The sequence below is a fragment of the Pontibacter burrus genome, assembly GCF_010686685.1.
GTDB classification, from domain to species: Bacteria; Bacteroidota; Bacteroidia; order Cytophagales; family Hymenobacteraceae; genus Pontibacter; species Pontibacter burrus.
Genome location: NZ_JAAGWD010000003.1, coordinates 377,322 through 395,082, shown reverse-complemented (window position 1 = coordinate 395,082; position 17,761 = coordinate 377,322). Strand labels below are relative to the sequence as shown.

The window sequence follows — 17,761 nt, the reverse complement described above, 5'->3', positions numbered from 1 at the left end:
AAGCGGACTTACTCAAAAGATCCGTCAGCAAACTATAGAACAAAAATACCTATAGTTTTAAGCCACCCTCCTATCAACTCCAAAGTTCTGAAGGCAGACAGTAGCCAATATCCCTGTGCTCAAATACGGCCTGCCCTTTAATCTTATAAATCTTAATCCTATCTTCGCATTAAAATTTGATAAATCTTGTTACTAAAGTATGTCAATTACTACAGTAGAACCATATAAGCCTGTCAACCACGTACGTATCGTGACAGCGGCTTCTCTGTTCGACGGCCACGACGCTGCTATTAACATCATGCGTCGTATTATCCAGGCATCGGGCGCAGAGGTGATACACTTAGGCCATAACCGTTCGGTGCAGGAGATTGTGGATTGTGCCATTCAGGAAGATGCGCAGGCAATTGCCATTACCTCTTACCAGGGCGGCCACATCGAGTACTTTAAGTACATGTACGATCTGCTGAACGAGCGCGGCTGCGGCCATATCCGTATCTTCGGTGGTGGTGGTGGCGTTATCCTTCCGACTGAAATTGAGGAACTGCACACATACGGCATAGCCCGCATTTACTCCCCGGACGACGGACGTGCACTGGGCTTGCAGGGTATGATCAACGACATGCTGCAGAAGTGCGACTTCCCGACAGGCCAGAACCTGAACGGCGAAGTAAAGCACCTGAAAGATAAAGATCCGAAAGCCATTGCCCGCCTGATTTCTGCTGCCGAGAACTTCCCGGAAGAAGCGAGAACAATACTGAACGAAGTAAAAGAGCAGGCCAAAGAAGTAAAGACTCCGGTGCTGGGTATAACCGGTACAGGTGGTGCAGGTAAATCGTCTTTGGTAGATGAACTGGTGCGCCGCTTCCTGATGGATTTCCCGGACAAGAAAATTGCTATCATTTCCGTAGACCCATCGAAGCGTAAAACCGGTGGTGCCCTGCTGGGTGACAGAATCCGCATGAACTCGATCTCTAACGACAGAGTTTACATGCGCTCGCTGGCAACACGCCAGAGCAACCTGGCCCTGAGCAAATATGTGCAGGATGCGGTAGACATCGTAAAAGCTGCAGACTTCGACCTGATCATACTGGAGACATCCGGTATTGGTCAGTCGGATACGGAAATCATCGAGCACTCTGACATGAGCCTGTATGTGATGACGCCGGAGTACGGTGCCGCCACGCAGCTCGAGAAGATCGACATGCTCGACTTTGCGGATGTTATTGCCCTGAACAAATTCGATAAGCGAGGCGCATTGGATGCCCTGCGTGATGTGAAGAAGCAATACAAGCGCAACCACCAACTATGGGATGTGAATGATGATGCTATTCCGGTTTTCGGAACTATAGCTTCGCAGTTCAATGATCCGGGCATGAACCGCCTGTACCGCGCGGTGATGGCTAAGATACAGGAGAAGACTGGAGTAGAGTTCAACTCTAACCTGCATACTTCGCAGGAGATGTCGGAGAAAGTATACATCATCCCTCCTGCCCGCACGCGTTATCTTTCTGAAATTTCGGAGACTATCCGTAACTATGACAAGTGGAGCAAAGACCAGGCGGAAGTAGCGCAGAAACTATATGGCATTAAGAAGTCCATTGAAGCAATTCAAACTATAGAAATTGCCGATAAAGACAGGTTGGTTAAACAACTGGAAGAAGCTTATGCTGAAGTTGCTTTAAGTTTAGATGGCCAGAACAAAAAGATCCTGGAGAACTGGAAAGACAAAGTACAGGCTTACAAAAATGAGTTCTACGTGTTCAAGGTTCGCGACAAAGAACTAAAGATAAAAACGCATACCGAGTCACTTTCTCATTTACAGATTCCGAAGGTTGCTACTCCTCGCTATGAAGCATGGGGCGATTTACTGAAGTGGAACCTGCAGGAGAACGTGCCAGGCGAATTCCCTTACACAGCAGGCGTGTTCCCGTTCAAGCGCGAAGGCGAAGACCCTACCCGTATGTTTGCAGGTGAAGGCGGACCAGAGCGTACAAACCGTCGCTTCCATTACGTAAGCTTAGGCATGCCAGCCAAGCGTCTTTCTACAGCCTTTGACTCAGTAACCCTTTACGGCGAAGACCCGGATTTCAGACCGGATATCTATGGTAAGATCGGTAACTCCGGTGTAAGCATTTGCTGCCTCGATGATGCGAAAAAACTATATTCCGGCTTCAACCTGGCTGATCCGATGACCTCGGTTTCCATGACCATCAACGGCCCAGCCGCTATCCTGACTGGCTTCTTTATGAACGCCGCTATCGACCAACAGTGCGAACTGTACATCAAAGAAAACGGGCTGGAAGAGGAAGTAAACCAGAAGATCGAGGCTATTTATAAAGAAAAAGGTGTTGAGCGTCCGCGCTACCAGGGCGAATTGCCAAAAGGTAATGATGGCTTAGGTTTGATGCTATTAGGCGTTACTGGTGACCAGGTTTTACCGGCTGAAGTATATGAACCGATCAAGACCCGTACGCTGGCTGCAGTTCGTGGTACAGTGCAGGCCGACATATTAAAAGAGGACCAGGCACAGAACACCTGTATCTTCTCTACTGAGTTCTCGCTACGTTTAATGGGTGACGTGCAGGCGTACTTCATCAACAAGAATGTGCGTAACTTCTACTCTGTGTCCATTTCTGGTTACCATATAGCAGAAGCTGGTGCTAACCCGATTTCACAATTAGCATTCACGCTGGCAAATGGCTTTACGTTTGTGGAGTATTATGTGAGCCGCGGTATGGACATCAACAAATTCGCGCCTAACCTGAGCTTCTTCTTCTCTAACGGTATTGATCCGGAGTATGCCGTAATTGGCCGTGTGGCGCGCCGTATTTGGGCGAAAGCCATGAAGCACAAATATAACGCGGATGCCCGTTCGCAGATGCTGAAGTACCATATCCAAACGTCTGGCCGTTCGCTGCACGCACAGGAGATCGACTTCAACGACATCCGTACGACGCTGCAGGCGCTCTACGCGATCTACGACAACTGTAACTCGTTGCACACAAATGCTTATGACGAGGCTATCACAACGCCAACTGAAGCATCTGTTCGTCGGGCCATGGCAATCCAGCTGATCATCAACCGTGAGTTAGGTCTTGCTAAGAATGAGAACCCGCTGCAAGGCTCGTTCATCATCGAAGAACTGACTGACCTGGTGGAAGAAGCAGTGTTGTTAGAATTTGATAGAATAACAGAGCGTGGCGGTGTGCTGGGTGCGATGGAGACAATGTACCAGCGTGGTAAGATTCAGGAGGAAAGCCTATACTACGAGACGTTGAAACATACAGGCGAGTACCCGATCATTGGTGTAAATACATTCCTTTCATCGCAGGGCTCTCCTACTGTTATTCCACAGGAAGTTATCCGTGCGACTGAAGAAGAAAAGCAATACCAGATCTCGATGTTACAATCACTACACCAGCGCAATGCGGATAAGTCTGCTGAAATGCTGAAGCGTATCCAGCAAGTAGCTATCAACAACGGTAATATCTTCGAAGAGATGATGGAAACTGTGAAGTTCTGCTCGCTCGGCCAGATCACAAATGCCTTATTTGAGGTTGGCGGACAGTACCGCAGAAATATGTAATCCTTAACTGATATACATAGCAAAGCCGGCCCTATGGGTCGGCTTTATTTTTTTATAGCCTTGCTATAGTTTGTTGCCTGAAATAAGTTACCGCCAATCTATAAAACTATAGTTTATACATAAAAAAGACCGGCACCTGATGCAGATGCCGGTCTTTTAATACTTATCTAAAACTATCATCTATTGAATCAGCACTCCATAGAAGTAAGATTCAGGGTTTGTCTGACTCATGAAGCCTCCTACTGTTGAACCTGTTGGCGCACTGGCAGATATGTAGCTGATCTTAAACGGTGTATTAGCAAAGTAATCTGTTAAAGCTACTACATAGTTCTTAATCGAGTTCGCGTTACCAGCAGGCGCCGCGGCAAGGGCAAAAGTAGCCACGCCTTCCGGGCTCAATGTCATTTTGTACTCGAAGTTAGCGTTATAGAATGAAGTTGGCTGGCTCGGATTACGGTACCTGATCTGGAAAGTAACCATGTTGTTAGCATTAAACAGAATGGTCATATACTCAATGTATCTTCCGCCAAAAGTGCCTAAGCTTGCATTCGCGGTATTATAGATATTCCTGAAATTTGCTGACAGATCCGGCAGGTTCGCTACATTTATCTGCATCGACGTGTAAGACTTCCCTAATACACTATGCAACGGAGGGTTAACCGCCATTTCGATCGGGCTCGGAGATACACTGAAATAAAGTGGCGCTGCATTTAAGTTGATATAAAACTGCTTATTCTGAGCATCCCAGAACACCTTATCAAACGTGTTATTCCCATAGGATAAAGGCTTACGAAGCAACAACCCATCCGACTCAAAAGTGAAGGGGGCATTAATCTGAGCGATTTTGTTATTTGCATCAACGTGCAGCAACGTTAGTGTTTTATTAGCCACACTAACTATAACCGGAACCTTCTGATTATCCAGAAGCAGGTATAAAAACTTACCCTTCACTTCTTCGGCCGAGTTCTTAATAATATTCTTCAGCTCACCAGACTGATAGGCAGCAGCTTCTGCTTCAGTTGCTTTCACAAGTACCATTTCGCTCTTGTTAAAGGTACCTTCCAGTTTTATAGTGTTACCTGAAACCTCCTTTATAGCAAACTCGAAATCTGACTTCAGTCCCGCACCTCTTGTACCGCCGTTTACACTTTCATCAGGGTCAGAAAGGTAATGAATGTAGGAGTAGGTATCGAAAATCAGCGTTGGACGCTGCAGGGCTTTTAACCTATACGTACTGGTCGCTGCCTTATCCGCAGTACCCATATCAAAATCCGACAGCATCGTTACACGGTCATCTTCACCGAACTGCAGGTAAAATGCATATGCACCGCCACCTGCAGGGTAAATAATACCTTTCCAGCCACTTTTAGCTGATACCAATGTGGATTTATATTCGCTCAAAACCTGGTTCAGACGTGCATCCGGATTATCCAGCACCGGGGCATCGTCTTTCTCGCAGCCAGTCAGAAAACAACCAGCGACCAGAACCATAAACAGGTAAATTCTTTTCATGATCTTTATAATCAAAATTTTTAACTCAGATAATTAATTGCCCAGCTGACCAAAGAAGAAAGATGAAGGATTACCTGTAGCAGTAAATTTACCATACTGCTCAGTGGCACCCAGCACAGGCTTTCCATCTTTCCATTCAATCTTGAAGGTATTCAGCTCTATATAGTTTGTAAGAGGAGCTAAATGAGTTTTATAGGTATTTGCATTCCCTGCAGGTGCTTCAGCAATCGTAAAGCTGGCCACTCCTTTGTTATCTACTGACATGTTGTAGATGAAATTCGCCACAAAAGGAGAACCACTGCTAGGATTAATATAGCGGATCTGATAGGTAACGCGGTTGTTATCTTCAGCGATCAGCCTGATATACTCAATATACCGGCCTCCGGCAGTTTTAAGATTGGCATCGGCAGTATTATACTTCTCAAGGAAGTCGTCAGACTGTCCAGCAGGGTTTATCATCATGGTGCTATAAATATTCCCAAAACCAAACTGCGTATGAAGCGGAATAACCGGCTTTGGAGCTATATCTTCCAGCGCCAGTTCAGCTCTTGCCTGCAGTTTATAGAAGTCTATGTTCCATACCTGTTTGAAGTAAGTAACCACGATCTCTTCTTTCTTTCTGAGCGCGGCAACAGCTTCCGGGTTTGAAATGCCAGCAATAATTGCTTCGTAATCTGTCTTACCCTGAGTTAACATAATGGCAATCATCTCCACAAAGTCTTCGTTAGGGCTTGCCTGCGCATACGAGGAAATATAACCACTCTCGCGCGCGTTTGTCACAGAAATGTTGTTCCAGGATGAAGTGTAACCCATTGGGGTTATCTGCTCATACTCCGGCGGATACATTACAGTCTGGTGCAGGATGTGTGCAAACTCGTGCTGAATCGTCTTTAAAATTGGTTGAACAATTTCGCGTTTGTTCTTCTCGAACTGATTCACACGGTATAGCGTCACCTTGCGGCCACCTTCGGCTTCACCAAGCGTAATGGTACCACTGGCATTGTACTGCGGGCTACCTACTAGCACATACTGCTTTGGCACGAAACGCTTTACAAACGTCTCTCCGGCTTCCGCCTCGTACACATCAATCCAGGCATGCTTCATGGTTTCCATCAGCGGCTGGATCTTCTCCTCTTTAGCCGGAACCAATGTTCTGTCCAGTGCTAGTTCAGAGCCATCCCATCGGTATTTAACTTCGATGTTATAGGGTACCGTAAAGTTCTGATAAAGCCATTTATCCAGTTCGCTATGCGTCCAGGAGTCACCACCCAAACCCAGGATCGGCTTGTTCAGATCCTCATCATCCTTAGAGCAGGCGGTTACAAATGTTACTGCCAGTAAGAGTGCAGCTACTTTTATATGTCTTAATTTCATTGTTGTTATCCTTCTAATGGTAAACAATTATCTTGGATTAGGCTCAATACCAGCGCGTAGTGCATCCTGTGGTATTTGCAGCACACGGCGCGGATCGTCCGCAGATAAGGTATGTACTTCGCCACCCAGCGACTGGCTCGTCATGTGCACAACAGGAATCTTGTGGCGCAGAATGTCAAACCATCTCATACCTTCCTGCACAAATTCAGCACGCTTCAGATCCAGCACAGCATTAATATATGCCTGTTTTGTATCATCAATACTATAATAGGTTTTGATGCGCTGTTCCGTAAGGCCATGTGTGTTCTGGTTATAGTTCATCACGCGCACTTTCAGGAAGGTATTCATATCTGCCAGGGCTTCATCATAACGGCCCAGCATTGTATAAGCCTCTGCACGGTTAAACAGTACTTCTTCTGTTGTCAGCAATGGCACCATGTTATAGCCTACACCAGAAGTGGCATTAATACTTGTTCTTACAAAATGCTCAATATGCTTGATCATGTAGTAAGAATTGCCCGAAGTGTAGGTCTTATAGGCAAGGTTAATACCCAGCGGCGCTTTAATACGGTTCAGGGTTGCCTGGTTCATGTTATAGCGATACTGGCGGTAACGGCGGCCCCACCACGAAGTAGTTTCACCTAATAGCAGGTTCGCGCTTTCGTTCGGACTGGTATATGCCGGAGCCAACTCAGATGAAGTCATCGTCTGATAAGGTGTAGTGTTGATCTGGCGCATAGAACCTGCAAAGTTGTTGCTCGGGAACGCCAGGTTGGCATGCTCAATCACTTTTTCAGGCTGCTGCTTAAACAGGTAAAAGCGGGTAGCAAATGCATGCGCCGCCTTACGCGTAAAGTGATAGGCCGGTACTGAATACACATTATCGTTAATTAGTGGCAAGCCCTCAATCAGGTCTTTTTCGATCTGCTCATACACATAAGCAACTGTATTGCGGTTATACTGCTTCAGCACTACAGTTTCAGGCTCTGTTACATAAGGTATGCCTGGGTCTGATGCAGCTGTTGCCGGATCGTAAGCCTTTGCATATAGTGTTACCAGCATAAAGTGAGCGTAAGCTCTTGCTACAAGCGCCTCCCCTTTCTGCGCTGCGTACTCCTTCGGATTTGCAGCCATACGGCAGGCTTCAAGTGCCTGGTTAGCGGCAGCAATGGCAGCATAACAGTTGTTCCAGTAATAGTTCGGAGAGTCCTGGTTAAGCTCTTCCACATCTTGCCAGAAGAACGGATTCGTGTTGATCGGGTAAATATTGGAGTTGCCATAGTTGTCGATCACGTTATCGGACATGGCTTCTGCAAACGTAATGTAATTTGCTCTCGGGTAAGCTGTAACCAACAGCTCCGATACTTTAGCCGGCGTGTTCAGCTGTGTTCGCTGATCCGGCATTTCATCCAGAAAGTCTTCACAGCCGCTGAAAAGCATGGCAGCAGGGAGACATATATAGGCTATTAATTTTTTCATATTGAAGTTCATATTTTATTAAATCCCTACTTTAACAGAAAGTGTTACCTGCTTAGGTGTTGGCAAGGCCACACCACCTGAGCTGTAGAGTTCCGGATCCTGTCCTTTCAGCTTCTTGTCAGAATGGATGAGCCACAGGTTGGTACCCACCAGGCTGAAAGAAAGACTGTTAAAGCCCATAGCTTTGGTTACTCTTTCCGGCATGCTGTACATCATCGATACACTCTTCAGTCTCACAAAAGAACCATCCGCTACCCTTGCAGTGGTATAGTTATAGTTGCTGTAAGGATATGTTCCGCTCATCGAGAACCGGTTCCAGTAGTCGGCAATTGCCGGAATATCTACCTGGCCTTCGTCACCTGGCAGTGTCCATCTGTCAAGGAAATCTTTCGGCATGGCATCCACATCAGAATAGCCAGCTTTAAAGGTAGGGTTCAGCCTGATTTTGTTACCACCCTGGTAAGACATGAAGGCATTGAAAGTGAAATTCTTATAGGTAACAGTATTAGAGAAACCACCGGTCATAATTGGGTCTACAGAACCTTCATATTTCAGGTGCGCAGTGCCACCAGTGCTTTGCACATAAACGTTTCCGCTTACTTCACCATTCTCATTAATAAAGGTAGGCGTACCGGTATTCGGGTTCAGGCCAGTGAAAATGATAGAATATAAGCCTCTTACAGCGCCACCTTCAAATGCACCACCTTCCGGAATTACCAGGTCATAGATCCTTGGCAAGTTTTTCAGGTTTGTGATCTTGTTCTTGTTGTAACCAAAGGTCAGGTTTGTTCTCCAGGTTAGGTTCTGATCCTGGTAAATACGGTTACCCAGTGTTACTTCCAAACCATGAGATTCCATATCGGCATAGTTGGCCTGCTTTGAGGTCTGGCCACCAATACCAGAAGTTCTGATGGTACCTATCAGGTCGAAACCGTTACGTTGGTATGCATCGAATGAGAAGTTAACTGCATTACCCAGTAAGCCGAGGTCGAAACCAATGTTTTTCTCATACTGCTTCTCCCAGGTAAGCTCAGAGTTCTCGAGGCTTGAGATCACAATGCGCGGTTCAACTTCAGATAAAGTTGGGCGCAGAGAAGAGCTGTTCAGGAGTACTACTGATGAGTTTGTAGCATTACCCATGCTGGCAGTTAAACCATAAGTAGCACGCAGTTTCAGAAAATCCAGGTTCGAGATGCCCTGCATAAATGGCTCAGAGTCTACGTTCCAGGCGCCGCTTATAGTCCAGGTTGGTAACCAACGCGCCGTTTTGGAAGCTCCCATTCGGTTAGAGCCATCGTAGCGAACAGTACCGTTAATAATATACTTGCCATCGTAAGAATAACTGGCGTTTGTAAAGAAGGAGGCATAACGGTCAAAGAATTTATTCATACCGTAGTAATTATAGTTTCCTTCCAACATCTGCTTGATGATTCTATAGTCTGTGAAAGGAATACCACCTTTATCGTACTGGTAACCGTAACCGTTAAAGTATGAATTCTGCCTGTCGGCGTACTTTATTTCCTGCCCTGCCAGCACATTTACAATGTGCCTGTTATCGAAGGTGTTGTTCCAGTTTAAGGTGTTTCTGACATAGTAGTTCACTAGGAAATCCTCGTTTCTGTTATAGAAACCTCCTTCTGGCAATACGATCTGCTTTTCTTCCCAAGGTCTGTCCGGATTGTTATACAGGAAGATATTGGCACTACGTATAGTTGAGTTAGCTGCCGAGCGGTACGCTTCGGCCATGTTGGAATACTCGGTGATAATATGCTCACGCGATGTTTTCACATAGCGGATAGAGCCCAGCGCCTTGTACTCCAGGTTTTTGTTTTTGAACAGTTTAATGCCCAGCTCTCCCTGTAATTTCAGGTCAAGCATGTTCAGGTCGATATAGTTGTTCTCCAGCTCGTTCAGGATGTTGAAGGGCGCATAGTTTCTGGTAAAGTATTCAGGGTTACCAAACTCGTCGTAGGCAGCCAGTGTACGGCTTGTGTTAAGCGCGTAGCTGAACGGGTTGATATCAAAATCGCGGGTATAGTTACCCTCTACCACGTTGCTTGTTCTGCCAAGTGTACCCGGCGCACGCTGATCGCGGATAGAACCTGTTGTGATGATACCTGCGGTTACTCTATCTGACAGGTTATAGTTGCCGCGCATGTTCATGGTATAGCGCTTCACATTATCGGCAACGGTCCAGCCGTTATCGTTGTAGAAACTACCTGAAACATAATGCTGCGATTTATCAGTACCAGAAGATACACTGATCGAGTGCTCCTGTACAAACGAGTTGCGGAAGAGCAGATCAAACCAGTCTGTATTTACGCGTGCGTATCTGTTCAGGAATGCGGCTCTGCCTTCAGGTGTATTCTCAATACCAAACTTACCACTTGTCTCATCATAGGTGTTGATCCCGTGGTACATTTTAGCGAACACCCCACCATGCATGGAGTTCATGATGCTCCCGTTCAGCAAGCCTTTACGGAAGAGCTCTGAATACACCGACATCTGGTCGGCAGAGTTCATGATGTTGTAAGTATCGTAAGACGGCTTTAAGGTGGTAGAGTAATTACCAGAGTAAGTTACCACCGGCTTGCCAATACGACCTTTCTTGGTTGTGATTACTACTACCCCGTTCATGGCTCTTGCACCATAAAGCGCAGTAGCAGACGCATCTTTCAGAATGTTAAAGCTCTCGATATCTTCGGCGTTGATACCGGCAACCGATGAGCCAATAAGTGTGGTCGCGTCCCCGCTTGAAAGCTGATCGTTTGAGATATTAACGATGTCTTCCAGGATCACTCCATCTATTACCCACAGGGGCTTGTTTTCGCCGGAGATGGAAGTGGCACCACGTACGCGCACTTTAGGGGCTGCACCAAACGTACCGGAAACGTTCTGCACCGATACACCAGCCACGCGGCCTTCCAGCATACGGCTTACATCCACAATACCTTCGGTTTTTACTTCGCTTGCCTGCAGCGTTGCAGACGAACCGGTAAAGAGTCTTTTGTCGATATCCTGGTAGCCAGTAACAACAATTTCGCTCAGTTCGTTAGCATTTTCTTCCAGCACAATGTTAAAAACAGTTCCGCCTGCCACACTGACCTCTTTGGCTTTATAACCAAGCATAGAAACTACCAGTACGGCGTCCTGCTTCACTTTCAGGCTGAATTTACCGTTTACATCAGTAGCTGTACCGTTAGAGGTACCTTTTTCCATTACCACTACACCTGGCATGGCCTGATCCTGCTGTCCCGGGTTGCCTTTCAGCGCCACTACACCAGTTACAGTTTTGGTATCCTGTTGTACTGCTCTTACCGGCTGGGGCGCTTTTTTAAGAACTACTTTATTCTTAACTATAGAATAAGCTATGTTATGATCTGTCAGGTGGCTGAGGGCTTTTTCCATAGGTTGCGCTCTGTCCGTTACCGGCACCATCAGATCAAGATTAATCTCGGCGGCATCGTAAACAAAGGTAACGTTATACTGTTTCTCAGCACTCTGGAGAAAAGTACTCAGCTTTTGTAGCTGTCCGTCCGTCTTAAGCTGCATATTCCGCTCTGCAAAGGCAGGAGACCCTGGGCCGCTTAATAAAAGCAGCAACAGGCAGGAAGCCATAAGCCGCTTCCGTTTTTTGTAGAACTTTTTACTCATAAAAGGTTAGTTGGTTGGTAATAAAAGTATTATAGGTAAAAGATTGTAAGCTTACTTATCACGCACAATGAGTGTACTATCCTGCTGAGTTACCTGTATCGGATATAATTCAGTAAGTACATCCAGCACCTCCTGCAATGTGCTATCATCAAAAGAAGCATTGAGTTTATTATAGGATGATAGTGAGTCGTCCAGCATCACCTCTATAGTTACTCCAAAGTGGTTCTCAATACTTTCAAAAACATCTGACAGAGGGGCATCCTTGAACCGCAACGTACCTGATAGCCAGGAAGAACTGTTTCTGTTTGCAGAAGCAAAGGTTCTGGTAGCTTGTTGTGCTGTGTTATAGAGTAGGCCTGACCCGGCATTGAGTATCATTTTTTCTCCACCTTCCCTGGCTTCAAATTCCACGCGACCAGTCTCTACATTCAGTTCAATAATGTCGCCGCTTACTTCGATGTTAAATGAAGTCCCTAATACAGTTACAGTAGAATTGCCAATGTTTACTATAAATGGCTTTTCGGTATTTCTGGCTACATCAAAAAAAGCAGTGCCATGCAGTAGGTATACTTCCCTTGTGTCGCCGGTGAGTTTATCAGGGTAGCGCAGAGTGCTGTTGCTGTTCAGTGTGACCTTGGACCCATCGGGTAATTCTACTGTTTCTATAGTTGCTGTTTGTGTAGCAGTAGTAATGTAAGTAACATTCGTGGCAGCATAATAAATGACATACCCTGCCACACCCAATAATAAAATGGCAGCTACGCGCATCAACCACTTCCAGCCTGAGTTTACACTCTTTGGATGCTCGTGGGAAGTAAAGGAAAGTCTATTTGAAAAACGTTTAACTGCCTGCTCTGAGTCAATGTGTTGTAGTGTAGCAGCAGAACCTGAAACCTGCCAGATGCCGTTTACCTGTAGGTAAAGTAACTCAAAATCGGGAGACGTTGCGCGCAGATGTGTCACCTCTGCCTGAAGGACATCGTTTTCCGGATCATCCTGGTGCCGGATAATAATTCTCAGGTATTCCTCTTCTGTAAAACTCTCTTTCATGGCCTTAATTGGTAGCTATTAATCTATAGCTCGCCACTAAGACAAATTACAACCCATTCCCCCCTAGTCCGTCGAGAACTTTTTTTGGTAAACTTCGTAATAAGCCGGCTTTAGAAACCAAAAATATAAGAATATAACAGCTTAACAACCTTATATAAGTTTAACCCACTTAATCCGTATCGAAAATCAAACTATAAGTAAAGTAAGAGCAGGCGCCTACGGATTAAAACTATAAGCCAGTAAAACTATAGTTTATGGGTTATCTGGGGTTGCATACAAAATAATATTCAGCCGCACTGCACAGCAGCAGGAATGGCAGCAGCCTGAAACGAATGTTATTGCTTTCAACCTGCTTATCCTGGTCTATCAGCATGCGCTTTCGGAGAATTTTAAGGGCATGAATAATATGATTCTCAACTGTTCTTTCTGAGATCTGTAGTTGCTCCGCAATCTCCCTGTATTTCAGCCCGTCGAAACGGTTCATCTTAAACACCTTTTTGCATTGTTCCGGCAAACGATCGATCTCCTGATAGATCCAGATTTTGAGCTCCTGTTCCTCATGAATGTTATCGATATAACTATCCGAAAGTTCATCGGTAATTACCTGGTGATGCTGCCTTATATTTTTCTCACGGTTCAGGTGGTTTATGGAAGTATTGATGACAGAACGGTACAGATACGCTTTAGGCGATGAGGCATTCCTTAACTTGTCGGGGCTTTCCCAGAGGCGTAAGAAAACATCCTGTACCACCTCTTCTGCAATGTTTATATCTTTCACATACTTAATGGCAGTCAGGGTCAGGTTCTTGTAAAACTGAGCGTATAGTTGTGTAAAGGCACCTTTATCTGCACTTTGTATAACAGCAACCAGCTCTTCTTCGTCGTAAGCATCTATCTGGCTCCTTTTATTCATTATCGGAAAATGTACGCTCTTTGTATTAGATTTTCTAAATATCTGCTTTTACAATCAGGATGTCAAGCAGATAACTGAATCTTATCAAAAACTGAGAGACAAAACTATAATAGCGCCCCAAACAACAATAGCAGCCCAATTACTATAGTTTAACCTTGGCATCAGGTTGCCAAAACCCTTCCCACATTGCTAGACAACTCAAAATAATAGCTCAGCATAAAATTGTACTAAACCAACACAAACTATAAGCAACCTTAACAATTCTATCCCGTTTACAGGAGTAATCTTAACCCTTTATAAATCACCGTCATGAAGCGATTCTCAACTATATCCTCGTTACTATTACTAGGCACAACATTTGGCTATTTAATGAAAGGCTGGCTTACTCCACACGACCTGCATATTGACCTTTCGGAAGAAGATGTACATATGTACCTGTAACCATAGTATCATAAAAATTTAGGTGAAAGCGGACCCCGGGTTCGCTTTTGTCGTTTAATAGCCCATTAGGTTAAGACTTACATAAACTATACTTTTACACTTTAATCAAACACTCGTTATACATGACATTACAAGAGAAAATCAGCTACATTATTGGCCGCGACATGGCAGGCAATCTGAAAAAACAAGGTATTGACGTTAACGCGGATGCTTTTGTGAAAGGTATGAAAGAAGCCCTTGAAGGCAAACCTTCTGCTTTGTCGCAGAACGAAGTACAGGAAGCCATGATGCAGCTGCAGCAGGAAATGGGTGCCAAGCAAGGTGCAGCCGCATCTGAAAACCAGAGAGCCGGTGAAGCCTTTTTAGCTGAGAATAAAAATAAAGAAGGAGTTAAAACGCTGCCAAGTGGCCTGCAGTACGAAGTACTGAATGAAGGTTCTGGTAAATCGCCTTCTGCTTCGGATAAAGTAACAACGCACTACCACGGCACACTGATAGATGGCACAACCTTCGACTCATCATATGAACGTGGTCAGCCTGCCACTTTCCCGGTTAACGGTGTTATTGCCGGTTGGACAGAAGCCCTGCAGTTAATGAAAGAAGGTGCCAAGTGGAGACTTTATATTCCTTCGAACCTGGCTTATGGCTCTCAGGGAGCAGGCGATGTGATTGGGCCGAACAGCACACTGATTTTTGATGTAGAACTTATCTCGGTTCACTAACTAGATAGGTTCCAGAACTATAAACCAGAAGGCCCGGCTATTGATTAGCCGGGCCTTCTGGTTTATAATTATAGTTTGTCTATAGTTTGCTCAGGCAACACCACTGCCCTGCTGCATTTCGTTCAGCCAGCGCAGGCCTTCTTCGTGGTAAAGAAAATGTTGCAGCAGCATTACTTTGTCCTCAAATATCATATCATCGCCATCCAGGTCGTGCAGTATGCTCTCGTAAAGGTTCACCGGTAAAATTACTGCTACAAATACATCCTCCCGCACCAGACGCAACACTTTCGGGAAGATATGTCTAAAGACCCAGATCTGGTCTTTCTTCTGTATTCCATCCCGTTTCTGTAGGTCCAGTACCCATTTAGTTGGCTTATATAGCTGTACTAACCGAAGTACATGTACATAACCATCCCTAAACTCCCGAGTATTCACACTTCCCTCCCATTTTATATACAGCACCTGATTTTCATAATCGAAGTAAACTGTCAGGTTGCGTGGCAGTTGCAAATTATCGTGAGGCGTAGCGATGGAGTGCCGTTCCTCCAACATACTCGGATAGTTCATACCTTGGCTAAAACTTTTGTCTGACTGATTCTGGAACGATTAGATGCTGTAATGTGCATGTTGCACAAATATGCATTTAGAATAGTTATAAAACAAGAATTAATTAACTCTAATTTATAATAGATTAAGGTATTCCTTGTTTTAACTATATAATTGTTAACGCATTAAGGTAGCATTTTAGTATTAAACTTTGTCAATATTTAGTCCCATCCAGCTTAAGCAGAACAAAAGATTTGTTCTACCGTTCTAAAACCAATTATATATAGAGTTTAAGCTAACCGTGACAACTATGGCTGATAATCACAACGAGGGAGCAAAGTTCCTGCAAAGTGTACACCAGTATTTTGATAATGCCGCCCGATACTCCAGGCTCTCTTCGGGTATCCTTAGCCAGATAAAAGTATGCAACAGTGTATATAAAGTATCTTTTCCGGTAGAAGTTGACGGGAATATTGAGGTATTTGAAGGGATACGCGTGCAGCATAGCCACCACAAGCTGCCTTCTAAAGGTGGTATACGGTTTAGCATGCAGGTTGATGAAGATGAAGTAAAGGCACTGGCTACCCTCATGACCTTTAAATGCGCAGTAGTAGATGTTCCGTTTGGGGGAGCAAAAGGCGGGGTTAAAATCAACCCTCGTACCAGTTCTGTAAAAACGCTTGAAAGAGTAACCCGGCGCTATGCCGCCGAATTAATCAAAAAGAACCTGATAGGTCCGGGAATGGACGTACCTGCTCCTGATTATGGGACGGGCAGCCGCGAAATGGCATGGATAGCAGATACCTACCAGGCACTGAAGTATGGCGAAACAAATGCACTTGGGTGTGTTACGGGCAAACCGGTTGGACAGGGCGGTATACGCGGCCGTGCCGAAGCTACTGGCCTTGGCGTGTACTTTGGCATACGGGAAATGCTTGCAGATAGTGAACTGCTAAAAGGCAAGAACCTGAGCGGAAACACGATGGAAGGAAAGCGCATCATTGTACAAGGACTTGGTAATGTCGGTTATAACGCAGCCTATTTTTGCCAGCAGGACGGCGCTATTATAACAGGTATTGCAGAACGGGAAGGCGGTATCTTTAATAACGATGGAATTGATGTAGCAGAGGCTTTCAAACACCGCAACGAAACTGGCTCTATCCTTAACTTTAAAAATTGCCGTAACATTGAGGATTCAGCAGAATTAATGGAGATGGAATGCGACATTCTGATACCTGCAGCCCTCGAAAACCAGATACACAAAGAAAACGCTCCCCGTATTAAGGCAAAAATTATAGCTGAAGGTGCCAATGGGCCAGTTACCAAAGAGGCCGAAGAAATACTGCTGGCAAATGGGATCGTGCTTATCCCGGACCTGTACTTAAACGCCGGAGGGGTAACTGTATCCTACTTCGAGTGGCTCAAGAACCTCTCTAATGTCCGGTTTGGCCGCATGGGTAAGCGCGCCGATGAAGCAAGCTACAGAAGATTGGTGAATGCCATCGAGACTTCATCAGGTAAAAGTATGTCAGCGCAGGAAAGGGCACTTTTAACGCAGGGAGCAGATGAAGTAAGCCTGGTTCGTTCGGGACTGGAGGATACGATGATAAATGCGTACCACGAAATAAGGGAGAGTATGAAGCAGAAAGGGATTACAGATATGAGAACTGCAGCCTTCCTGACGGCTATTGAGAAAATTGGAGTGAGTTACGAGGCGCTGGGAATATTCCCGTAAGAGCAGTGCCTATAGTTACGTTGTACTTTTACTAAGCATTTGGGTTGGGATAAGGTTATTGTCCCGGCCTTTTTTTACGCTCTCGAGCCAGAAAATAGCTTCTTCCCTATCGGTAAAATAATTAAAGTGAACATAATGATGATGTGCCGTAGCCTCGGTAGCGGTATAGTTGGTAACGATAGCTTTAAAGTGATTCTCTGAAAAAACGACGCCAACATAAATATTCGTTTGAAGCACATCGTATAGCTTACTATAGAAAACGTTGTTTAGCCATGCTTCCTGTTCACGTTCCAGTGGGCCTAGCTGAGAAAGATCGGTACAATACAAGTTAACCGGCACCTGATCCTGCACAAATTCAAGGCCCTGCAAGTAGGTTTCAATAAAGGCATTATTGCTGGGCCTTTGTTTCCAGTTCACATATAAAATCTCCTCAGTGGAGTTATAAATGATGTCGGAATGGGTTGTAGAATATACTACCATACCACCAGGTGCTAAGTTTCTAGAATTTGCACGAAATATATAGAATAATTTCATAATTGCAAAATTTAGAATTGCATTTGATTAAGAATACAGTTAACACTATATGTTATAAATACAATATCTATAAAAGTAAACTTTTATAAAAGCTGGTTTAAATTACACAACTATTACTTTCACAACATGCAACTATAGTTGCAACTTAATTATGTAGTATACTGCAGCATAACTATAGATTTGCAGTTATTAGCAACTTCCTATATTACAAACCA

The 17,761-nt window shown here is 44.9% G+C and carries 12 protein-coding genes; 4 read left to right on the top strand and 8 right to left on the bottom strand.

The window, feature by feature from the left end:
- Positions 1 to 199 precede the first annotated feature (199 nt).
- A complete protein-coding gene (locus GXP69_RS09070; protein ID WP_163914582.1) occupies positions 200 to 3,586 on the top strand; it encodes a methylmalonyl-CoA mutase family protein in 3,387 nt (1,128 codons plus the stop codon).
- A 180-nt stretch (positions 3,587 to 3,766) separates the two neighbouring features.
- On the opposite strand, the gene GXP69_RS09065 is transcribed toward GXP69_RS09070, so the two are convergent.
- The 6 genes from GXP69_RS09065 to GXP69_RS09040 form a co-directional block, all read right to left on the bottom strand.
- Complete coding sequence (locus GXP69_RS09065) at positions 3,767 to 5,098, bottom strand: DUF4302 domain-containing protein (protein WP_163914580.1); 1,332 nt, start codon at positions 5,096 to 5,098, stop codon at positions 3,767 to 3,769.
- A gap of 33 nt (positions 5,099 to 5,131) precedes the next feature.
- Positions 5,132 to 6,472 (bottom strand): zinc-binding metallopeptidase, encoded by a 1,341-nt coding sequence (locus tag GXP69_RS09060; RefSeq protein WP_163914578.1) that lies wholly within the window; start codon positions 6,470 to 6,472, stop codon positions 5,132 to 5,134.
- A gap of 27 nt (positions 6,473 to 6,499) precedes the next feature.
- Positions 6,500 to 7,951 carry a RagB/SusD family nutrient uptake outer membrane protein gene (locus GXP69_RS09055; RefSeq protein ID WP_163914576.1) on the bottom strand — a complete coding sequence of 484 codons (1,452 nt, stop codon included), beginning with the start codon at positions 7,949 to 7,951 and terminating at the stop codon, positions 6,500 to 6,502.
- A gap of 18 nt (positions 7,952 to 7,969) precedes the next feature.
- Positions 7,970 to 11,605: a SusC/RagA family TonB-linked outer membrane protein gene (locus tag GXP69_RS09050; RefSeq protein ID WP_163914574.1), complete on the bottom strand. Its 3,636-nt coding sequence runs from the start codon at positions 11,603 to 11,605 to the stop codon at positions 7,970 to 7,972.
- Positions 11,606 to 11,656: 51 nt separating this feature from the next.
- Positions 11,657 to 12,655, bottom strand: a complete 999-nt coding sequence (locus GXP69_RS09045) for a FecR family protein (protein ID WP_163914572.1) — start codon at positions 12,653 to 12,655, stop codon at positions 11,657 to 11,659.
- Between the two features lie 259 nt (positions 12,656 to 12,914).
- Positions 12,915 to 13,568: an RNA polymerase sigma-70 factor gene (locus GXP69_RS09040; protein ID WP_163914570.1), complete on the bottom strand. Its 654-nt coding sequence runs from the start codon at positions 13,566 to 13,568 to the stop codon at positions 12,915 to 12,917.
- 309 nt (positions 13,569 to 13,877) lie between these two features.
- On the opposite strand from GXP69_RS09040, the gene GXP69_RS19205 reads away from it, so the two are divergent.
- Together GXP69_RS19205 and GXP69_RS09035 are read left to right on the top strand one after the other, a co-directional pair.
- Positions 13,878 to 14,009, top strand: a complete 132-nt coding sequence (locus GXP69_RS19205; RefSeq protein ID WP_262887425.1) for a hypothetical protein — start codon at positions 13,878 to 13,880, stop codon at positions 14,007 to 14,009.
- Positions 14,010 to 14,131: 122 nt separating this feature from the next.
- Entirely contained in the window at positions 14,132 to 14,731 is a 600-nt protein-coding gene (locus GXP69_RS09035) for an FKBP-type peptidyl-prolyl cis-trans isomerase (RefSeq protein ID WP_163914568.1), read from the top strand.
- A 90-nt stretch (positions 14,732 to 14,821) separates the two neighbouring features.
- Here GXP69_RS09035 and GXP69_RS09030 read toward each other — a convergent pair whose 3' ends face one another.
- A complete protein-coding gene (locus tag GXP69_RS09030; RefSeq protein ID WP_163914566.1) occupies positions 14,822 to 15,298 on the bottom strand; it encodes a hypothetical protein in 477 nt (158 codons plus the stop codon).
- Between the two features lie 289 nt (positions 15,299 to 15,587).
- On the opposite strand from GXP69_RS09030, the gene GXP69_RS09025 reads away from it, so the two are divergent.
- Positions 15,588 to 17,012, top strand: coding sequence for a Glu/Leu/Phe/Val family dehydrogenase (locus GXP69_RS09025; protein WP_163914564.1), 1,425 nt, complete (start codon positions 15,588 to 15,590; stop codon positions 17,010 to 17,012).
- A gap of 15 nt (positions 17,013 to 17,027) precedes the next feature.
- On the opposite strand, the gene GXP69_RS09020 is transcribed toward GXP69_RS09025, so the two are convergent.
- The gene (locus GXP69_RS09020; protein ID WP_163914562.1) at positions 17,028 to 17,492 is read right to left on the bottom strand and encodes a hypothetical protein; all 465 of its coding nucleotides are present in this window, start codon (positions 17,490 to 17,492) and stop codon (positions 17,028 to 17,030) included.
- Positions 17,493 to 17,761 lie beyond the last annotated feature (269 nt).

Coding starts and splice junctions, on each gene's coding strand:
- GXP69_RS09070 (WP_163914582.1), top strand. CDS start 200: ATGTCAATTACTACAGTAGAACCATATAAGCCTGTCAACCACGTACGT.
- GXP69_RS09065 (WP_163914580.1), bottom strand. CDS start 5,098: ATGAAAAGAATTTACCTGTTTATGGTTCTGGTCGCTGGTTGTTTTCTG.
- GXP69_RS09060 (WP_163914578.1), bottom strand. CDS start 6,472: ATGAAATTAAGACATATAAAAGTAGCTGCACTCTTACTGGCAGTAACA.
- GXP69_RS09055 (WP_163914576.1), bottom strand. CDS start 7,951: ATGAAAAAATTAATAGCCTATATATGTCTCCCTGCTGCCATGCTTTTC.
- GXP69_RS09050 (WP_163914574.1), bottom strand. CDS start 11,605: ATGAGTAAAAAGTTCTACAAAAAACGGAAGCGGCTTATGGCTTCCTGC.
- GXP69_RS09045 (WP_163914572.1), bottom strand. CDS start 12,655: ATGAAAGAGAGTTTTACAGAAGAGGAATACCTGAGAATTATTATCCGG.
- GXP69_RS09040 (WP_163914570.1), bottom strand. CDS start 13,568: ATGAATAAAAGGAGCCAGATAGATGCTTACGACGAAGAAGAGCTGGTT.
- GXP69_RS19205 (WP_262887425.1), top strand. CDS start 13,878: ATGAAGCGATTCTCAACTATATCCTCGTTACTATTACTAGGCACAACA.
- GXP69_RS09035 (WP_163914568.1), top strand. CDS start 14,132: ATGACATTACAAGAGAAAATCAGCTACATTATTGGCCGCGACATGGCA.
- GXP69_RS09030 (WP_163914566.1), bottom strand. CDS start 15,298: ATGAACTATCCGAGTATGTTGGAGGAACGGCACTCCATCGCTACGCCT.
- GXP69_RS09025 (WP_163914564.1), top strand. CDS start 15,588: ATGGCTGATAATCACAACGAGGGAGCAAAGTTCCTGCAAAGTGTACAC.
- GXP69_RS09020 (WP_163914562.1), bottom strand. CDS start 17,492: ATGGTAGTATATTCTACAACCCATTCCGACATCATTTATAACTCCACT.